The organism is Massilia glaciei, from assembly GCF_003011895.2.
GTDB classification, from domain to species: domain Bacteria; phylum Pseudomonadota; class Gammaproteobacteria; order Burkholderiales; family Burkholderiaceae_D; genus Telluria_A; species Telluria_A glaciei.
In genome coordinates, this window is sequence record NZ_PXWF02000241.1 from 26756 (window position 1) to 45477 (window position 18722).

General features: G+C 65.1%; 19 protein-coding genes. 14 read left to right on the forward strand and 5 right to left on the reverse strand.

Going from position 1 to position 18722, the window contains the following annotated elements; all coding sequences use genetic code 11:
* Positions 1-543, reverse strand: coding sequence for a hypothetical protein (locus C7C56_RS15560; RefSeq protein WP_106758305.1), 543 nt, complete (start codon positions 541-543; stop codon positions 1-3).
* Between the two features lie 519 nt (positions 544-1062).
* Between C7C56_RS15560 and C7C56_RS15565 the strand changes: the two genes are divergently transcribed.
* On the forward strand, positions 1063-1380 hold the full coding sequence (locus C7C56_RS15565; RefSeq protein ID WP_106758287.1) for a flagellar basal body protein: 318 nt from the start codon (positions 1063-1065) through the stop codon (positions 1378-1380).
* Between the two features lie 124 nt (positions 1381-1504).
* Here C7C56_RS15565 and C7C56_RS15570 read toward each other — a convergent pair whose 3' ends face one another.
* Positions 1505-1801, reverse strand: coding sequence for a type II toxin-antitoxin system RelE/ParE family toxin (locus C7C56_RS15570; protein WP_106758306.1), 297 nt, complete (start codon positions 1799-1801; stop codon positions 1505-1507).
* Positions 1802-1803: 2 nt separating this feature from the next.
* On the reverse strand, positions 1804-2067 hold the full coding sequence (locus tag C7C56_RS15575) for a CopG family ribbon-helix-helix protein (protein ID WP_229458800.1): 264 nt from the start codon (positions 2065-2067) through the stop codon (positions 1804-1806).
* A 472-nt stretch (positions 2068-2539) separates the two neighbouring features.
* Here C7C56_RS15575 and C7C56_RS15580 point away from each other — a divergent pair, with 472 nt between their 5' ends.
* The 10 genes from C7C56_RS15580 (at position 2540) to C7C56_RS15625 (ending at position 12784) form a co-directional block, all read left to right on the forward strand.
* Positions 2540-3658, forward strand: coding sequence for an acyl-CoA dehydrogenase family protein (locus tag C7C56_RS15580; protein WP_106758289.1), 1119 nt, complete (start codon positions 2540-2542; stop codon positions 3656-3658).
* Between the two features lie 10 nt (positions 3659-3668).
* Positions 3669-4532: a phosphate/phosphite/phosphonate ABC transporter substrate-binding protein gene (locus tag C7C56_RS15585; RefSeq protein ID WP_229458801.1), complete on the forward strand. Its 864-nt coding sequence runs from the start codon at positions 3669-3671 to the stop codon at positions 4530-4532.
* Positions 4510-5721: a ferritin-like domain-containing protein gene (locus C7C56_RS15590; RefSeq protein ID WP_106758290.1), complete on the forward strand. Its 1212-nt coding sequence runs from the start codon at positions 4510-4512 to the stop codon at positions 5719-5721. The genes C7C56_RS15585 and C7C56_RS15590 overlap by 23 nt, the downstream gene beginning before the upstream one ends.
* A 147-nt stretch (positions 5722-5868) precedes the next feature.
* On the forward strand, positions 5869-6495 hold the full coding sequence (locus tag C7C56_RS15595; protein ID WP_106758291.1) for a hypothetical protein: 627 nt from the start codon (positions 5869-5871) through the stop codon (positions 6493-6495).
* Positions 6496-6741: 246 nt separating this feature from the next.
* Positions 6742-7092, forward strand: coding sequence for a hypothetical protein (locus tag C7C56_RS15600; RefSeq protein WP_106758292.1), 351 nt, complete (start codon positions 6742-6744; stop codon positions 7090-7092).
* A gap of 9 nt (positions 7093-7101) precedes the next feature.
* Complete coding sequence (locus C7C56_RS15605; protein ID WP_146204504.1) at positions 7102-8178, forward strand: hypothetical protein; 1077 nt, start codon at positions 7102-7104, stop codon at positions 8176-8178.
* Between the two features lie 31 nt (positions 8179-8209).
* Positions 8210-8608, forward strand: a complete 399-nt coding sequence (locus C7C56_RS15610; RefSeq protein ID WP_106758294.1) for a VOC family protein — start codon at positions 8210-8212, stop codon at positions 8606-8608.
* A gap of 81 nt (positions 8609-8689) precedes the next feature.
* Entirely contained in the window at positions 8690-8923 is a 234-nt protein-coding gene (locus C7C56_RS15615) for a hypothetical protein (RefSeq protein ID WP_146204505.1), read from the forward strand.
* 87 nt (positions 8924-9010) lie between these two features.
* Positions 9011-10543: a malonate--CoA ligase gene (locus C7C56_RS15620; protein ID WP_106758296.1), complete on the forward strand. Its 1533-nt coding sequence runs from the start codon at positions 9011-9013 to the stop codon at positions 10541-10543.
* Between the two features lie 174 nt (positions 10544-10717).
* Complete coding sequence (locus C7C56_RS15625; protein WP_106758297.1) at positions 10718-12784, forward strand: amidohydrolase family protein; 2067 nt, start codon at positions 10718-10720, stop codon at positions 12782-12784.
* Positions 12785-12817: 33 nt separating this feature from the next.
* Here the strand turns inward: C7C56_RS15625 and C7C56_RS15630 are convergent, their stop codons facing one another.
* A complete protein-coding gene (locus C7C56_RS15630; RefSeq protein WP_106758298.1) occupies positions 12818-14623 on the reverse strand; it encodes a SagB/ThcOx family dehydrogenase in 1806 nt (601 codons plus the stop codon).
* A gap of 200 nt (positions 14624-14823) precedes the next feature.
* On the opposite strand from C7C56_RS15630, the gene corA reads away from it, so the two are divergent.
* The 3 genes from corA to C7C56_RS15645 all read left to right on the forward strand — a co-directional run bounded on the left by corA (position 14824) and on the right by C7C56_RS15645 (position 18196).
* A complete protein-coding gene (gene corA, locus C7C56_RS15635; protein WP_106758299.1) occupies positions 14824-15804 on the forward strand; it encodes a magnesium/cobalt transporter CorA in 981 nt (326 codons plus the stop codon).
* A gap of 93 nt (positions 15805-15897) precedes the next feature.
* A complete protein-coding gene (locus tag C7C56_RS15640; protein ID WP_106758300.1) occupies positions 15898-17451 on the forward strand; it encodes an FAD-dependent oxidoreductase in 1554 nt (517 codons plus the stop codon).
* A gap of 148 nt (positions 17452-17599) precedes the next feature.
* Positions 17600-18196 (forward strand): glycoside hydrolase family 25 protein, encoded by a 597-nt coding sequence (locus C7C56_RS15645; protein ID WP_106758301.1) that lies wholly within the window; start codon positions 17600-17602, stop codon positions 18194-18196.
* Between the two features lie 2 nt (positions 18197-18198).
* On the opposite strand, the gene C7C56_RS15650 is transcribed toward C7C56_RS15645, so the two are convergent.
* A partial coding sequence (locus C7C56_RS15650) for a DUF1203 domain-containing protein (RefSeq protein ID WP_307719052.1) occupies positions 18199-18722 on the reverse strand: 524 nt, incomplete at its 5' end.

Below are 18722 nucleotides of genomic sequence, written 5' to 3' on the forward strand. Positions count from 1 at the left end.
TCAGCCCTGCACCACGACCACTTGGGAGAATCGCAAGTTCTCGAAAACCTTGATGCGCCCCTTCAGCGGCCACCAGTCGTACAGAAAAATCTGCACCGGGCGCCACATGGCCACCCAGCCGATGATGGTCAGGCTTTCGCGGGCGATCTTGGCGGTGTGGCCGGGGACCAGGCTGGTGACGGCCTCGGCCAGCAGCAGGCAGGTGGCGACGAACACGAGGCCGACGCCCAGACTGAGGCGGCCAAGGCGCAGCATCTGCCTCAGTTCGCCCCTCACCAGGTCGATCTTGTAGGCGTAATGGTTGTGCACGGCCTCGGCCACCAGCGCGCCCGCGTCGGCTTGTGGCGGCAACTGCTCGACATGGATGGTCAGATGCAGGCGGCTGTCGTGCGGGAGCGACAGCGCCCAGTTCTCGATGAACGCCTCGCACGCGCGGTCGAGGTCCTTGTTCAGGAAGGGCGTCGGGTCGAGCGAGTTGAACAACTGCCGAATCTCGCGCACGCGCAATTCGAGTGTGTGGGTGGGGTGCTGGCTGATGTGCATGAACTTCCTGTCTCGCTTGTTGGGGTTCAGCACGCTTGGGCACGCTGTTGCAATCAAGCATACACCTACGCTACCGGTGTGGAGGCATCAAGTTCGGGTTTAGCCAGCAGCCGCGCGGCACATTCATCTCTGCGCACTCGCCAGCCGGCGGAGTTCACCGTGGTTGCATGCACTTTGATCAGGCCCCTCGTTGTAGCGAGGGATCGGCTTGACCAAAGGACGTCAGACGAAGCAGTCCGATGAGCCATAGCTATCGCAATTAACTGCTCTCATAAAGTCATCCCTGGAACCGGCATCAATAATAGACACGGTACTGATCAGCGCGGTGCCCGCAACTCCGCGAGCTTTTTAGTGGCGTATGCATGGTCGGGGTCCAGCGCCACCGACCGCTCCCAGCCAGGATTGCCAGATGCCAAACAACACCGCAACGGGGAAAACCCTTTGTCTACCGGTTTGACACCGCCCACATGTCGGCGGAATCCATGTACACTCCTTACATTCCCACATGGAAACATCAATATGCCTATCTCCGCCCTTGGCGCCGGCCTATCCGGCATGTATGCCAACCAGCGAGCGCTGGATGTGGAGGCGAACAATGTCGCCAATCTCAACACGGCCAACTTCAAGGCCCAGAGGGCCAACTTCAGTGAATCGAACCCTGCCGGGGCGGGTGTCACCCTGTCGGTCGAAGGGCGCAATCTAGCGGCGGTCGAGGGCACCGCCCTGGCTGGCTCCCTAACCAATTCCCTTATGTACACGGCCGGGTTCGACATGTCGGCCCAGGTTGTCAAGATGGCTGATCAGCGCATGCGTACGCTAATCAGCATCAGCGCCTGAGTAGCGTCGCCAGGGTGGGGTGCTGGTTGATGTGCATGAACTTCCTGTCTCGCTTGTTGAGGTTCAGCACGCTTGCGCGCACTGTTGCAATCAAGCATACACCTACGTTACCGGTATGGCGGCATCAAGTTCGGGCATAACCGGGCTCGCGCTGGCTCCTCAAGGCGAGCACGAACACCGTATCGAGTTTATCGACGTATTGGTAAAGGGCGACGTAGCCTTGCGATTTGCGTCCGATCACGAGCTCGCGCTTGCCGTTTGCTGGCGGGCGCCCGATCAGCGGGCTGTGCGCCAGTACATCGATAGCCTGAACGATTTCGTTCAGGCGCGCGGACAGCGCGCCCGACGCGTGCAGCATCAGATGCGCAACGATCCGGTCAAAGTCCTGCGTGATTTCCGGCGCCAACTCGACGCGCGCCACCGTCAACCGCGCTTCTTGTTGGCGACAGGACGCGCCACGTCCTTGCCCGAGACGCGATCTGAAAGGTATTGCCGCATGTCGGACCAAGCGATCGTCTCGCCCGAAGCGGCAATTCTCTTGAACCGCGCGTCGGCTTCTGCATCAAAGTCCTCCCGCTGCTCTTCGAGCTCGGCTTTTTCTGCGATAGCCTCGAGTATAAAACTGTGCGTCGTTTTTCCCGTGCGCTCTGCCGCTTTGGCAATGCGCTCCTTCAAGTCCTGCGGCAAGCGTATTGTCGTCGTTGAGATGGTGAGCTCCGCTGATAATGTCCTCTTCTACCACGCCTCCAATGCAGCACAAATGTGCTATCGGCCGGTTGGCGCGACTTCGGCGCAATGCGCTGGCGCGGCCGAAGTGCGGTCTTAACCGCAGCGCGCCGAGCCTGACGGCGACGCCCGACTCTGCTGGACTGCGGCAACTCTTGTGTTTAACTCAAACCGGCCCGCCGTAACGCCGATGCCACCGTGACTGCGGTGGCTCGGGTCCGACGGCCCGCGTGCCGCTGGTGCGAAGCTTAGCCACAAGGGTATGTACCGTTTCCAAGCGCTGCCACGGGCAGGTCGAGCAGAACATAGAGAGGTGCGCCCTGTCGACCGGAAGTTCCGGTTGCCTGCGTTCGTGTCCGGCCGTCCGCGCCGCCACGCCCATCTGTATTCCCCGACCGTCCGGCCGCGCCCTCAAATCACTCAAAGGGATGCCATGCCATATCTGCAAAAACTCGACGCGATCATCGCCGCCACCATCGCCCCCGCGGCGATCGCCACCGACCGCGACGCCGCGTTTCCGCGCGCCGCCATCGACGCGCTCGGCGCAGCCGGCCTGCTCGGACTCGTCAGCAGCACCGAGGTCGGCGGCATGGGGCTCGGCCCGGCCGAGGCGGCCCAGCTGATCGAACGCATCGCCAGGGCCTGCCCGTCGACCGCGATGGTCGTCTGCATGCACCTGTGCGCCACCACCGTGCTCGAAAAAACCGGCAACGAAAAGGTCCGGCGCGAGATCGCGGCCGGGCGCCACCTGAGCACCCTGGCCTGGTCCGACACCGGCACCCGCAGCCACTTCTGGGCGCCGGCCGGCAGCGCGCGCGGGGAGGGTGACGCGGTCGTCCTCGACGGCAGCAAGAGCATGGTCACCTCCGCCGGCGAGGCCGACTCGTACGTCTGGTCGACCAAGCCGATGGCGCACGACGGCGCCAGCACGCTGTGGCTGGTCGACAGCAAATGCGCCGGATTGAGCGAGGTCAAGCCGTTCGACGGCATGGGCCTGCGCGGCAACCGCTCCTCTCCGTTGACCGCCAACTCGGTGCGGGTGGGTGCCTCGGACATGCTCGGCGCCGACGGCGGCGGCTTCGACATCATGATCGGCTCCGTGCTGCCGGTGTTCTCGGTGCTGATCGCCTCGACCTCGATCGGCCTGATGGAGGCCGTGCTCGAGTCGAGCTGCGCGCACGCCGGCGGCAGCAAATTCGAACACCTGGGCAGCACGCTGTCGGAGCTGCCGACGATCCGCGCCTACCTGGCGCGCGCGCGCATCGAGGCGGACTTGGCGCGCACGCTTCGCGACGACACGCTCGCGGCGCTGGCGGCCAACCGCCCGGACGCGATGCTGCGCGTGATGCAGGTCAAGGTGGCGGCGGCCGAAGCGGCGCTGACGGTCACCGACACGGCCATGCGCGTGTGCGGCGGCGCCGCGTTCCGCAAGGACGTCGGGGTCGAGCGTTATTTCCGCGACGCGCGGGCGGCGTCGGTCATGGCGCCGACCTCGGACGTGCTGTACGACTTCATCGGCAAGGTCGTGTGCGGCATGCCGGTGTTCGGTTAAGGGGGGCGCGATGAACACACCACTGATGATGGGCGCGGTCGCCTACGCGCCGAAGGTCGTGACGATCTGGGAGGGCTTCAAGGCCTGGTTCCGCGACAACGGCGTCGAATTCGACTTCATCCTGTATTCCAACTACGAACGCCAGGTCGAGGCGCAGTTCGACGGCACCATCGCGCTGGCCTGGAACTCGCCGCTGGCCTGGGTGCGCGCCGACCGCATGGCGCGCGCCAGGGGCCAGCAGGTACGCGCGCTGGCGATGCGCGACAGTGATTGCGACCTCACCTCGGTGCTCGTCACGCGCGCCGACGCCGCCGGCGGTGCCGGCTCGCTGGCCGCGCTGGCCGGCAAGGTGATCGGCTTCGGCGCGATCGATTCGCCGCAGGCCAACCTGATCCCGCTCGACCACCTGCGCCAGAACGGCATGCTGGCGTGGACAAACTTCGAGGCGCGCCGCTTCGACGTCCTCGGCGGCAAGCACGGCGACCATATCGGCGGCGAGCGCGACGCCGCGTTGGCCCTGATGGCCGGCGAGATCGACGCCGCCTGGATGATCGACAGCAACCACATGGCGTTCTCGCGCGAGGGCGTGCTGCCGGCCGGCGCCACGCGCATCGTCGCGCGCACGGCGCCGTTCGACCATTGCAATTTCACCGTCAGTCCGGGCGCGCCCGAAGAGCAGATCGCGCGCATCGGGCCGTTGCTCATGGCGATGAGCTGGGACGACCCGGAGGTGCGGCCCCTGTTGGAACTCGAAGGCCTGCGGGCCTGGGTGCCTGGGCGCACCAGCGGCTACGACGCGCTGGTGCGCGCCACCGACGACGAACGTTTTTACACCCGGGAAGGAGCCATCCTTGCAAACGACTATCGATATTGAGGACCTGCGGTTCGACGGCGGCGCCCACATCCTGGTCAAGCACGGCCTGCAGGGCGTGGCGCCGGGCGCCGAACTGGCGGTGACGGGCAGCGGCGTCGATTGGCAGGGCGAACTGGCCACTTGGTGCCGCAACCAGGGGCACCAGTGCCGGTTCGACGGGCCGGGCGCGCAAGGCGGGCGCGCGTTGGCGCTGGTGCGGCGCGGCGACGCCCAGGCCGGACGCTGGCGCGGCGCGATGCAAAGCGGGCACGCCGATCCGGCGCGCGAGGGCGCCGTGGCGCCGCTGGCGCAGGCCCGCTGGGGCCTGGCCGCGCGCGGCGCCACCATCGAGGCGGGCGCGCCGGAGATGCACTTCCGGCTCGACCAGAAGAGCGATGTGTGGGTCGAGCGCGCGGCCGACCTGTACGCGCAGGCCGCGGCGCTCCAATGGAACCCGGCCACCGCGATCGACTGGGACGCGCAGTTCACGCTGCCCGACATGGTCGAGGATGCGGTGGTCCAGTTGCTGACCTACATGATCGAGAACGAGGTGGCGGCGCTGGTGGTGCCGGCGCGCTTTCTGGGGCAGTTGCATCCGCACTTTCGCGAGGTGCAGGCGGTGCTTGCGATCCAGGTCGCCGACGAGGCGCGCCACATCGAGGTGTTCACGCGGCGCCTGCGCCTCAAGGGCCGGGAGCCGGCGTTGTCGACCGCGGGCGGACAGAATTCGCTCAAGACGCTGCTCGACGAGCCCGATTTTTCGGTCGCCGAATTCCTGCTGTCGGTGCTGGGCGAGGGCACCTTCGTGAGCCTGCTGCATTTCCTGCACCTGCACGCGCCCGATCCGGTGACGCGCCAGATCGCGCGGCTGGCCGCGCGCGACGAGGCGCGCCACGTGGCGTTCGGCATGATGCACCTGCAGGGGCGCATCGAGCAGGAGCCGGCGTTCCGCACGCGCCTGGCCAATGCGGTGCAGACGCGCAACGACGCCCTGGCGGGCACCCCGGGCCTGAACGAAGAGGTATTCGACGCGCTGATCCTGCTCGCGGCCGGGGCCTTGACGCCGGCGGCGATCGCCAGCGGCTATCTCCGGGTGCAGGAACTGATGGTCGACATGGCCGAGGGACGCCAGGCCCGGCTAGAAAAGCTCGGATTCGACAAGCAGGCGGCGCAGCAGTTGTCGGCGCTGCACACGCGCAATTTCATGTAGCACGCGCATGCCAAAGGGGGGGGCGAATTATTTTTGGACAAGGCCAACATGTAATGCACTTTGCTTAATATTGACATGCTAAAATCCAGCGCACATCGCGTTGGCGTGTAACGCCAAACCTATAAAAATACTTAAAAGGGGCAGAAAATGTTGGTTTGGGGCACCGCAACTGATTCAGATACCATTGGCCATACACCGTCGTTCGCATGCAGCAATTGCAGCACCGATGCACCACAGCAGATCGTCCGCAGCTACAAGTGGGGCCACCTATGGTACCTCGGCGCCATCATCAAAAAGCATTACCAGTCGGTTTGTTCGACCTGCGGCACCGGCACCGATCTGTCCATCAAGAAGGTCGAAGACGACTTCAAGCCATCCTATCCTTTCAACCGCAGCCGCGGCTGGATGGTTTGGGTCGCCGCGTTCGCCGCGATCATGGTCATCGGTTTCGTTTCGGATCAAAAGACCGGCGAGAGCAAAAAGAATTATCTGGCGGCGCCAAAAGCCGGTGATATATTCATCATGGATGTCAAGTCAATCACCGGCTCGAGCGACGGCAATGACTACGCCCTGATGCGCGTGAAAACGGTGACCGACGACGCGCTCGAATTCGAACCGTCGAAGTTTGTGTACCAGCGCTCCAAGGGGGCGAAAAAAGCGCTCGACAACAATGCGTCCGAGCCCGGGTTCTTTCTTGCCGAACCAATTTCGGTGCCGCGCGCAAAGCTCACGCAAATGAACAGCAGCGGCGAAATCATCGAGATCCGGCGCTAGGAGCCTGTCGGACTTAGGATCGTCGGCTGCAAAAAGTGCTGGACGGTCCATATTTCGCCGCTTTCTCGGCCAATAGCTCGCTATTGGCACTGCGAAATTGTCAAAATCTGTCCTCGTCCAGCGTTTTTTTGCCTCGACCGTTTCGCTTCGACTCCCTAAGTCCGACAGGCTCCTAGGAATGATGGCCCAGCGGGATGTGCGCTTTACGCAGCGCGCATCCCGCATTTTTTTTCAGGGAGTTTTTGCATGAGAATGATCCTCGCGCCGCTCGTCGCTATTTTTACGTTGGCCGGTTGCGGCGGCGGCGGCACCGAGAACGTCAAAATGTTTAAGTACAGGGGCTCCGTCCAGTGCAGCGGCGGTGGAATGACATTGGAGGCCATGACGCGCCAACTCACGGACGCCAACATTCAAGTACTCTCCGCCAGTTGCGGCAGCGATGGCAAGTCCGACGCGTTCGCCGCGCTCTGCGGCGCACCCGACGACCAAATCGGCATATTCGAGATCCCTGCGGCGCAAGTGCAGGCGGCATCGGCGATTTCGTTTGCACCGCTAAGCAATTTGCCGAAGGCTTTCGTGCGCGCCTGTCCCGCCTGACGACCCATCATGCAATTGACCGCCGCAAGGGCCATGCTCGCACTCCCTCGCGCTCAGGATTCCTGGACCTACATCATGGAACATGCCGAGACCTTCATCTGGGACGAGCATGGCCTAGAAGTGGAGGAATGGAATGCGATGGCGGGCAAGGGCGCCGGATTCGAGGACGTCACGGCCACCTTCAACAATCCGGACGAAGAGGATGCGACCTTTCTGACATATAAGGGCAAGACCGTCCGGGTGCCGCTCGTGCACGACCGCGAAGATAATTTCATCTCCATCCATACGCTAAGCCAACTGGTGCGAGAAGACTCCGAACTGCGCTACTGCATCGACTCGACCCACAGCAGCGACGTGGCCTTCCTCGCGCTCAGCCCCGCGCAATGGCGCGCGCTTGAATCCGAGTTCGGACGCGAGGCCGTGGACTTCCGGTTCCTCGCGATCGGGCCGGACCTCGAGGCGTTTTTCAAGGCGGCCCATGCCGACGAGAACCTCAGGACCTACGCCGACGACGGCGACGCACCGACCCGGAACGCCGTGCTTGAACAGGGGATGAAAGAGCAGATTCAACTGCTCGCGCATGCGAACTATTCGTGTGCCGAGGTCCATTCCAAGCTGATCGAGGACAAATTCCTCCACCTGTTGATTTGCGTCGATAGCGACAAGCACCGCGATGCGCTTCGAGGCAGCAACAAGTTCAAGCGGCAGGTCGATTTGATGCGGGCGAACTGGCCCAGCCAGATAGCGCTCCGGAGCATTTCGTTTCAGTCGAAGCAGGCAATCGCGCGCGACGAAGCGCGCTTCTGGTCCAGCTTGTGGTGGGTGGAGGGCGCTTGCCCGCAATTGCGCTGGGACGGTGCGCCCGCCGATTACGACTCTCGCGCGAAGGAAGTGGCGGCGCCAAACGAGGCCGGACCATCAAAGCGCGCGAATCCCGGTCCGCGACAGCCCCCCGCGCCCGTGCCCTCGCCGCAGGCAAACGACGCGAAAAAACCGGATGGCGCTTCTTCGCCCAAACACTGGTTGCCGCTGGCCTTCATCGCCATTTTACTGGCGGCGTACTTTTTTGGCATGACCCTACAGTAGGCAAACAGACAGGCAAACAAAGGAAAACATCATGATCGACCTTCACGCCAGCGACATCCGCACCTTCGTGCCGGCCAGGGACTTCGAGGTTTCCAGGGACTTTTATGTCGCGCTCGGTTTTGTCGTCAAATGGTCCGATGCCAACATGGCGCTGCTGGAAGTCGCCAACCAGCGCTTCTATCTCCAGCGTTACTATGTCAAGGATTGGGCCGACAACAGCATGCTGCATATCTCCGTGGCCGACGTCCAAACCTGCTTTCGCGATATCACCGAGCTGCTGGCGACCGGTCGCTTTCCGGGCGCCCGCGTGTCCGAGCCGAAGCAGGAACAATATGGCGCCTTGGTCACCTATATTTGGGATCCCTCGGGCGTGCTGTTGCATTTGGCGCAATGGGACGTCGACGCCGGGGCTGCGCGCGCGACCAAATAGCGCTGTGCATTTGTACTGCAATGTGCGATTCTTCACCATCGGTACAAGCGTTCAGTGCCTTACCCACCAAAGGAGAAGCAGATGGAGAGCCAGATTGAAAGCCAGATTGAAAGCCCGGTGGAAAAAGTGGACGAGGAGCGGCGCAATATGTCTCAAGGCGGATTGCTCGACGCTGCCGTCAGTACACTCCACCAGCTGGTCAATTCGAGCGACTCGATGACGAGGTCCCTGGCCGTTCGGGCGATCTCGGATATTCAGCGGGCACGCCGCATGGTGCCGGGGCGACGCAAGCAGGACAGCACGCGCACGCGATAACGCGCGGCTTGCGCAGGCGGTACAATTTCGGGATGTTGCAACACGTCCAAGCAGTCGAAACACCACCGTTCGCCTAGAAGCAGATCCATGAATAACCATAATTTGTTCGCCGCGCTGCGCGCCGCTTTTCCGGCCAACCTGGACGAGGTGGCGATCGAAACTGACAACGCGCTCGCCTACACCTGGCGCGACCTCGAGCGCGGCACCGCCATGATGGCCAATCTGCTCGCGTCGCTCAAGCTGCCCGCGGGCGCCCGGATCGCCGTCCACGTCGACAAATCGGTCGAAGCCCTCATGCTGTATCTGGCAACGTTGCGTGCCGGCTATGTGTTCCTGCCTTTGAATCCGGCCTACCAAAGCGCCGAGCTCGACTATTTCGTCGGCAACGCGGCGCCCGCCGTGCTGGTTTGCGCCAGCAAGAATCAAGACTGGGTCGGCAACATCGCCGGGCAGGCCGGCACCAGCCACGTTTTCACCCTCAATGACGACCGCACCGGCACGCTGCTCGAGCATGCCGCGCGCTGCAGCGACCGGCACCAGGTGGCCGAGCGCGGGGAGGGCGATCTTGCCGTCATTCTTTACACCAGCGGCACGACCGGGCGTAGCAAGGGCGCCATGCTCTCGCACGGCAATATGCTCAGCAACGCCCGCGTGTTGAAGGACTATTGGGGCTGGCGGCCGGGCGACGTCCTGATGCATGTGCTGCCGACCTTTCATATCCACGGCTTGTTCGTGGCGGTGCACGGCGCGCTGCTCAATGGCAGCAAGATGATCTGGCTTGCCAGGTTCGCGCCGCGACCCGTCCTGCAAAAATTGCCCGAGGCGACCGTGTTCATGGGGGTGCCGACCATGTATGTGCGCCTGCTGGCCGACGCGGCGCTCGATCACGAGGTCGCCCGCAATGTCCGCCTGTTCGTTTCCGGTTCCGCGCCGCTGCTGATCGACAGCTTCAAGGAATGGCAGTCGCGCACCGGCCACACGATTCTGGAGCGTTACGGAATGAGCGAAACCGTCATGCTGACCTCGAACCCGTGCGCGCCGGATCCCCGGCACGGCATGCAAAGCGAGCGGCGCGGCGGCAGCGTCGGGTTTCCATTGCCCGGCGTCAGCCTGCGCCTGCACGACGGGGCTGGCATGGCGGTGCCGGCCGGCGAGATCGGCGGCATCGAGGTCAAGGGGCCGAACGTGTTCGCCGGTTATTGGCAGATGCCGGAGCAAACCAAAAAGGAATTCACCCCTGACGGCTATTTTAAAACCGGCGACGTGGGCCGGATCGATCAAGACGGTTATCTGAGCATCGTCGGGCGCAGCAAGGATGTGATCATCAGCGGTGGCTTCAATGTGTATCCGGCCGAAATCGAAACTTTCATCAACGCGCTCGAAGGCGTGGACGAAAGCGCGGTGGTCGGCGTGCCCGACGCCGACTTCGGCGAAATCGGCGTGGCACTGGTCATTGCGAAACCGGGCGCCGAGCTCGATCCGGACCAGATCCTGCGTGCCTTGAAGGGCATGCTGGCCAACTTCAAGATCCCGAAACGCTGCCATGTCGTGGTCGAACTGCCGCGCAACGCGATGGGCAAGGTGCAAAAAAACCTGCTGCGCACACAATTTCAGTATTAGGCGCACTGTGATCCCTCGATCGAGCCACTGATACGCGTCCCTGCCGGGGCGACTGGCGCCGTGCCGATCCAAGCGCAACAACTTTAATGTTGTTGCAACAAACGGTACAATCATCCCTTGAAACCCCCCGTCCCCCGGCCGCCGCCGGGGCGGCACCCACCTTCGAGACCGCCCATGCACCTGTTGAAACCGACCGCGCTGATCGGCGCCATGCTGCTCAGCTTCGCCGCCCACGCGGCGACCCAGACCACGCGCTACATCATCACGGTCGACAACGGCACCAAGGCCGGCGAGCAGGTCGTCGAACGCGACGACGACGGCCTGACCCGGGTGCGCTACATTTTCAAGGACAACGGACGCGGGCCCGAGCTCAAGGAGGAGTTCCGCCTCGCCGCCGACGGCACCCTGGACCACTACAAGGTCAGCGGCAACTCGACCTTCGGCGCCGTCGTCGACGAGCAATTCTCGCGCCGGGGCGGACAGGCCGATTGGCGTTCGACATCGGAGAAGGGCGGCAGCCAACAGGGCGCCGGGGCGTTCTACGCTCCGCTGTCGGGTTCGTTCGAACCGCTCAGTCTCTCCATCGGCGCGCTCGCCGCCCGTGCCGACGGGAAATTGCCGCTGCTGCCTTCGGGCACGCTCACGCAGCGCAAGCTCGACCAGCTCGAGGTCGGCGCGCAGGGCAAGACCCGGACCTTGCAACTGCTGGCCCAAACCGGCATCGGCCTCACGCCCGTGTTCGTGTGGGCGACGACGGACGCCAGGCCGCGCATGTTCGCCGTCGTCATTCCCGGCTACCTGACCATCATCGAGGACGGCTGGCAAGCCAACGCCGAAGCGCTGGCCGCGCGCCAAAAAGTGGCCGAGAACAAAATGCTGGGCGAGCTCGCGGCGCGCCTGCAGCATCGGCTGCCGGGCCTGACCGTGGTGCGCAACGCGCGCGTGTTCGACAGCGAGCGCGCCAGGCTGGGCGCGCCGTCCGACGTCTACGTGCTGCGCGGGAGCATCATGGCGGTGCTGCCGGCCGGCGCGCCCGGCAGCAAGGCCGACCAGGAGATCGACGCCGCCGGCCGCGTTATGCTGCCGGGCCTGTTCGACATGCACGGCCACGCGGGCCGCTGGGAGGGCGGGCTGAACCTGGCGGCCGGCGTGACCACCGTGCGCGACATGGGCAACGACAACACGCAGCTGCAACAAATGCTCGACGAGAACGCCGCCGGCAAACTGCTCGGCCCGCGCGTGGTGCCGGCCGGTTTTCTCGAGGGCAAGAGCCCGTATTCGGCCAACAATGGCTTCGTGGTCAGCGATATGGCGGGCGCGCGCAGCGCCATCGACTGGTACGCCGGGCACGGCTATCCCCAGCTCAAGATCTACAATTCCTTCCCGCCGGCGCTGGTGCGCGAGACCGTGGCCTATGCGCACAGCCGCGGCATGCGCGTGTCCGGCCACGTGCCGGCCGGGCTGCGCGCGCAGGATGTCGTCGACATGGGCTACGACGAGCTGCAGCACATCAACCAGCTCATGCTCAATTTCCTGGTCACCCCCAAGACCGACACCCGCACGCTCGAACGCTTCGTGCTTCCGGCCGACAAGGTGGCTGGCCTCGATTTCGGTTCGAAGCCGGTCAGGAACTTCATCGCCAGCCTCAAGAAAAAAGGCGTGGTGGTCGACCCGACGCTGGCCACCTTCTCCTTCCTCAAGCAAAAGGATGGCGACATGGCGGCCGAGTACGCATCGGTGGCCGAGCACATGCCGCCCGACGTCAAGCGCAGCTTCCACGTCGGCACGATGAAGATCCCCGACGAAGCGGCGGCGCGGCGCTACGCGGCCTCGTACGACAAAATGGTCGAATTCGTCGGCTTGCTGCACAAGGCCGGCGTGCCGCTCGTCGCGGGCACCGACGCGTTGGCAGGCTTCACCCTGCACAGCGAACTCGAGCTATACGTGAAGGCCGGGCTGACCCCGTCCGAGGCCTTGCAGGTCGCCACCCGCAACGGCGCGCGCTACACCCGCACCAGCCACGAGCGCGGCAGCATCGCGCCGGGCAAGTTGGCCGACCTGGTGCTGGTCGACGGCGATCCGACCGTCAATATCTCCGACGTGCGCAAGGTGGCGCTGGTGCTCACCCGCGGTTATCTGGTCTACCCGCATGAGATCGACGTGGCGCTCGGGATCAAGCCCTTCGTGTCGAATCCGCCGCTGTTGCGGCATTCGGCCGCGGGCGCTTCGCCGTCGCCGTGAGCCTGAAGTTGCGCGGCCCGATGGCGGCACTCGTCAAGGCGCGGGCAGGCCAAGCGCCGCGAAGTGCAGCACCCACTCGCGCGCGCCATCGACCCCGATAAGCCGCGCCGCCTCGTCGTCGTAGAACGCGCCGACGGGGCAGGCGGACAGACCTCTCGCAACCGCGCCCAGCAGCCAGCGTTCGCCGGCCATGCCCGCCTCCAGGAACGCATGGCGGTAGCCGCGCGCGCCGTCGGCCAGCAGGAGTGCGCGGTCGGCCGAGAGCACCAGCACCACGGCCGCCTCGCCGATCACGTCCTGCGCCAGCGCGGCCGAATGCGCCGCGCGCGCGAAGTCGCCCGCGCGCACCAGCGCCAAGGCGCGCCGGCCGGGCAGGTAGCGGTAGACGCCCGGCGCGATCCCGGCCACTCGGTTGAGCACGAGGTTGATCCGGATCGCGTCCGACAGGGCAGGCCCCTGGGCCGTGTCGGCCAACATCGACGCCAGCGTGGCGGGCGTGACCGGCGCGTCGGAAAAGCGGCGCGCGCTGCGGCGGTTGACGATGGTGTCGTGCACCTCGCGCGTGGCGAAAGTGGGGGCGGGCAGTGCGATCACATCGTTGAGGGGCGCCTCGGGCACCAGCGAGAGCGAGGTTGCGCGGTGCACCACGCCGGTCACGCCAAGCGCGCTGGTGGACGGCGGCGGGGCCGCGACAAAGCGCGCGGGCGCCGCTTGTTCATTGCCCGTGGTGCCGGGGCGCGCCGGGGCGTGCAGGCCGACCATCGCGAGCACGCCTTCCTCGACGCCGTCGATGCCGATCGCCTCGGCCGCGCGCGCCTCGTCGAAGCGCGCGAGCAAGCCGGCCCGCACGCCCTGGCCGTGCGCCGCCACGCGCAGGTTCTCCAGCAGGTGCCCCGCGTCGGCCAGGGCATAGCGGTAGGCGCGGTCGCGGTACTTGTAGCCGGTGCGCCTGAAGATGGCGCTGACGATGACCACGGCGTCGGCGTCGTCGGCTTGCGGCGCGCCGATCGATGGCGGCAGGCTGGCCAGCCGGGCCAGCCTTTCACGCCCGGCATCGTAGTGATACAAGCCGGCCGGCAAGCCCGCGACCCGGCGCGCCACCACATAAAGTTCGCTGGGAAACAGCGCGCCCGACGACGGCGAGGCGCGCAGCGCGGTGCCGCCGCGGCGCTCGGTGACGCCGGCCGACAGGTGCAGCAATTCGCCCAGGTCGGCAAGCCGCAGGCCTTGCACGCGCAGTTGTGGGGAACGCAGGGCCGGGGAACGCAGGGCCGCGCTCAGACCGGCGCGGCTAAAGACGCCGCGCGCGAGGGCGACGGCCGGCGCGTTAGGATAATGCTTAAAGGCGGGCGGCGGCGCGCCCCACGCGATGCCCGGCGCGCGCCGGAACACGCCGGCGCGCGATTCGGACGAGAACGCGTGGTATTGCTCGATGACGGTTTCGGGTCCCCGTCCGCGGGCCGCCGTTTCGTTCCAATCCAAGGCCGGCGCGCTCGGGGCCTGGCGCGTGCCGAGGAAAAACGCCGCCCCGAGGACGGCGGTCACGGCCACCGCCTTGCCGACCTTGGCCATGCCGCCGGGATCGGTGCGGCCGGCGGCGGCGGGCGTGCGGCGGCGCAAGCCGCGCCACGCGGCGGGCAGGTTGAACACGAGGTGCACGCTAACGAGCAGCAATGTCGCGTAGCCGAACAGGTAGTGCAGGTCGAACGCGGGCAGTTGCTGGTTGGCCACCCAGAACACGCCAAGGCCGGCGGTCGTGAGCAGGTAAACCATCAGCAGCAGACTGGTCTGGACGTTCAGCGCGAGGCGCGAGGGCGTGCGCCCGCGCCAAGTGACCACGCCGACTTACAGCGCGAACAAGGCCAGCGGGAGCATCACCCAGATGATTTTTGGCGGCATGACGGAGATGGTTGGCGCAAAAGCCGGTGGTCGGAATGGCCAATTCTATCCCGGTTCGCGCGCCTTCCATCGGACAAGGTGTTGCCGTCCCTTGCACGGTGGCATAATGGCCGACGTTTGCCGCATGCATTGGAGAAAGTATGAATGAAGTAGCAGCCAAAGTGAGATGCTCGGTCTACCGCAGCGGGAAGAAACTGCGCGAGGTGTCGATCGACGATATCAGCGAGGCGCTTGAGGAGGACGGCACTTTTGTCTGGCTGGGCCTGTTCGAGCCCGATGTCGAGCTCATGCGGAAGGTGCAAGACGAATTCGGCCTGCACGACCTCGCGGTCGAGGACGCGCTCAAGGCGCACCAGCGGCCCAAGCTCGAGGAATACGGCGAGATTTTGTTCATCGTGTTGCGGACCATGACGCTCGTCGACAAAACGATCAACCATGGCGAAACCCATTTGTTCGTCGGCCCGCGCTTCGTCGTCACCATCCGCCACGGCAATTCGGCCGGCTACGCGGGCGTGCGCGCGCGCACCGAGTTCATGCCCGCGCGCCTCGCGACGGGGCCCGGCTACGTGCTCTATTCGATCATCGACTTCATCGTCGACCATTACCTGCCATGCATCGACCATCTGCAGGCGCGCTTCCGCCAGGTCGAGGAGGAACTGTTCCAGCCGGATCCGCCGATCTCGAACCTCGAGGATTTCTACGACCTCAAGAACGAGTTGCTCACGCTGCACGCGGCGGCGATGCCGCTGACGGACATCTGCAACGAGCTGCTGCGCTTCCACGGCGACATCGTGCCGAAGGAAAACCGCATCTACTACCGGGACATCCTCGACCACGTCGCCCGGGTCACGCACACCGCCGACCGGATCCAGGAAATGATCAACGCGGCGATGCAGGTCTCGCTGGCGCAGATGACGATCCGCCAGAACGAGGTCGTCAAGCGTCTCGCCGGCTGGGGCGCGATCCTGGCGCTGCCGACCATGGTGTTCAGCCTGTACGGCATGAATTTCGACTTCATGCCCGAGCTCAAGTCGCGCTACGGCTACCCGGCCGTGATGATCGGCATCGTGGTCGGTTGCTACCTGCTGCACCGGCGCCTCAAGCGCGTGGGCTGGATGTAGGCGCGCCGTTGCCCGCTTGAAATCGCGCGCCACCGGGAACGTGGGCGCCGCGCGCGCCATCTAAGCTCCTTTGACCGAGTTTAGGAGCACGTCATGCAAGCACTCACCAATGGCGCTTCGACATCCATCTGGCAGGCGAGCGCAAGCTCGCCGCTGTTCCCGCAACTGGCGCGGGACATCCACGCCGATGTCTGCGTGATCGGGGCCGGCATCGCCGGCCTCACCACGGCCTATCTGCTCTCGCAGCAACAAAAGAACGTCATCCTGATCGATGCAATCGGCATCGGCGCCGGCGAGACGGGGCGCACCACCGCCCACTTTTTCCCGCCCGACGAGTGGTACGCCAACATCGAAAAATCGTTCGGCCGCAAACACGCCGCGCTGGTGGCCGGCAGTTTTTCGGCCGCGACAACGCAGGTCGAATCGATCATTCGAAACGAACAGATCGATTGTGAATTCGAACGCCTCGACGGTTACCTGTACGCGCTGCCGGCGAACGGGTTCAGGGACATCGGCCAGGAGCTCGACGCGGCCAGCCGCGCCGGCGTCACGGTGCACAAACTCGAGCGCGTGCCCGGCCTGCCTTTCGACACCGGCCCCTGCGTGCAATACCCGCGCCAGGCCCAGTTCCATCCCCTGAAGTACCTGAACGGACTGGCGACGGCCTTCGTGCGCAAAGGCGGGGCGCTCCATTGCGGCACCCGCGCGCTCGAGGTCGACGGCGACCTGACCGCGCAAAAGGTGCGCACCAACGGCGGCACGATCAGCGCCGATTCGGTCGTCGTCGCGACCAATACGCCGTTCAACAACCGCGTGGTGATGCACACCAAACAGGCCGCCTATCGCACCTACGTCATTGGCGCGCGCGTGCCCAAAGGCAGCGTGCCGCGCATCTTGTTGTGGGACACGGGCGATCCGTATTACTACATCCGCCTCGAGACGCCCGACGGCGCATCCGACCACGACATGCTCGTCATCGGCGGCGCCGACCACAAAGTGGGGCAGGACGGCCATCCGGAGCACCGCTACGACGAGATCGAACGCTGGATGCGCGAGCACTTTCCGATGGCGCAGGCGGTCGAGTACCGCTGGTCGGGCGAGGTGATGGAACCGTCGGACGGCCCCGCCTTTTTGGGCCGCAATCCGATGGACGAGCGCAATGTCTACATCATCACTGGCGATTCGGGCAATGGCATGACCCATTGCACCATTGGCGCGATGATCGTCAGCGACCTGATCATGCGGCGCGAGAATCCCTGGGCCGGGCTCTACGACCCGGCCCGCAAGGTCGTCCACGGCTTGTCCGAGTTCGTCAGCGAGCAGGCCAACACGTTCGCGCAGTACGGGGACTGGGTGACCGGCGGCGAGGTCGCCTCGGTGGCCGACATCGGGGCGGGCGAGGGCGCCATCGTCCGCGACGGCGTGCACAAAGTGGCGGTCTACCGCGACCACCGCGGCGACCTGCACTCCTGCTCGGCCAGTTGCACGCATCTGGGCTGCGTGGTGCATTTCAACTCCGCCGAGCGGTCCTGGGACTGCCCCTGCCATGGATCGCGCTTCGACATCAACGGCACCGTCTTGCACGGCCCCGCCGGCGCGCCGCTCAGGAAAGTCGTGCTGCACGCGCGCGAGACAGAATCGACTTAAGGGGAGTGCGACCGTAATCCAATTCACTTGCCCGAAAACATTGTTTGCTTTAGATTAATTTTGCACATCCAGCATGGTGGATGCGCTTAATTAGCCGAGGGGGGAGCGATGCTAAAGGGTATAGACATTTTTTTCCGGGACCGGGCCGATCGACTGGCCCCGGGTGCGCGCGGCGGGCATCGATTTTTGCTTCGTGCGCGCCGCCTATGGCGACAAGGCGGACGTCAACGCCAAAGCCAACCTGGCCGCCGCCAAGGCGGTCGGGATCACCTGCGGCGTCTACCATTTTCTGCGCACGAGCAAGGACGCCACCGCCCAGGTGGCGCTGATGGCGGCGCTGTTCGATTCGCTGGGCATCGGCGCCGGCGATTTGCCGCCGGTCGTCGATGTCGAAGACAACCCCGCCTTCGACGGCCCCTGGAACACGGCCAACAACGGCAGCTACCTTGCGATGGTCGCCGATTGGGTCGCGACGGTGCGCGCCAAAACGGGGGCGGCGCCGGTCGTCTACACGCGCGCCCGATTCTGGCGCCAGCTCGGTTCGCCCACCGGCTTCGCCGACTGCCCGCTGTGGGTGGCGAACGACCGCCCGGCGCCGCCGGACTTGCCGTCGACCTGGAATGCATTCACGTTCTGGCAGCACAGCGACAGCGGCACCATCGACGGCATGCCGGGCACGGCCAATGACATGAATTACGTCATGAGCGACGACGCGGCCGCCTTGCGCGCATTGACGCTTACGTAGGATCAGGCACGCTCGAAGCGGCAGCCGTAGCAGCCGTAGGCGGCAAACCGGGCCAGCACGAAGCGAATCTCGGCACGCCCAAAAAGCGCGCGCAGATGGGCCCCGGCGGCGTCCGGCGCGGTGATGACCGCGTCGACGATGCGTTCGCCGTCGCCATAGGCGCGCAGCACGAAGTCGCTTTTGAAATAGCCATGCTCCCCCGACGCCGGCATGCACGCCGGGTCCACCGCCGCGCCGCTCCCATGCGCGAGTATGAAGACGGGCCCGTATTCCCGGTACTGCCCGGCCCCCTCGAACGGGCAGTAGCTCGCCAACAGCAGCTTTTCACCTGGCAGCGCGCGCCGCAGCACGTCCCTGCAAGGCTCGCCGCCGAGCGCGATCCGGTGCTCGACCGGTTGCAACTGGTCGTCCCGGCCCAGCGTCCTGGCGCGCTCGACGAATGCGGCCCTGAGAGGAACGATCTTGAATGCGGCTTGTTCGACACCACTATGCATGCTGCTACCCAGGGCGATTGCATGAAGCCAAA

Excerpts from the sequence above, each read along its gene's own strand:
- C7C56_RS15560 (WP_106758305.1), bottom strand. The coding sequence starts at position 543 with ATGCACATCAGCCAGCACCCCACCCACACACTCGAATTGCGCGTGCGC.
- C7C56_RS15565 (WP_106758287.1), top strand. The coding sequence starts at position 1,063 with ATGCCTATCTCCGCCCTTGGCGCCGGCCTATCCGGCATGTATGCCAAC.
- C7C56_RS15580 (WP_106758289.1), top strand. The coding sequence starts at position 2,540 with ATGCCATATCTGCAAAAACTCGACGCGATCATCGCCGCCACCATCGCC.
- C7C56_RS15585 (WP_229458801.1), top strand. The coding sequence starts at position 3,669 with ATGAACACACCACTGATGATGGGCGCGGTCGCCTACGCGCCGAAGGTC.
- C7C56_RS15595 (WP_106758291.1), top strand. The coding sequence starts at position 5,869 with ATGTTGGTTTGGGGCACCGCAACTGATTCAGATACCATTGGCCATACA.
- C7C56_RS15600 (WP_106758292.1), top strand. The coding sequence starts at position 6,742 with ATGAGAATGATCCTCGCGCCGCTCGTCGCTATTTTTACGTTGGCCGGT.
- C7C56_RS15605 (WP_146204504.1), top strand. The coding sequence starts at position 7,102 with ATGCAATTGACCGCCGCAAGGGCCATGCTCGCACTCCCTCGCGCTCAG.
- C7C56_RS15610 (WP_106758294.1), top strand. The coding sequence starts at position 8,210 with ATGATCGACCTTCACGCCAGCGACATCCGCACCTTCGTGCCGGCCAGG.
- C7C56_RS15615 (WP_146204505.1), top strand. The coding sequence starts at position 8,690 with ATGGAGAGCCAGATTGAAAGCCAGATTGAAAGCCCGGTGGAAAAAGTG.
- C7C56_RS15620 (WP_106758296.1), top strand. The coding sequence starts at position 9,011 with ATGAATAACCATAATTTGTTCGCCGCGCTGCGCGCCGCTTTTCCGGCC.
- C7C56_RS15625 (WP_106758297.1), top strand. The coding sequence starts at position 10,718 with ATGCACCTGTTGAAACCGACCGCGCTGATCGGCGCCATGCTGCTCAGC.
- corA (WP_106758299.1), top strand. The coding sequence starts at position 14,824 with ATGAATGAAGTAGCAGCCAAAGTGAGATGCTCGGTCTACCGCAGCGGG.
- C7C56_RS15640 (WP_106758300.1), top strand. The coding sequence starts at position 15,898 with ATGCAAGCACTCACCAATGGCGCTTCGACATCCATCTGGCAGGCGAGC.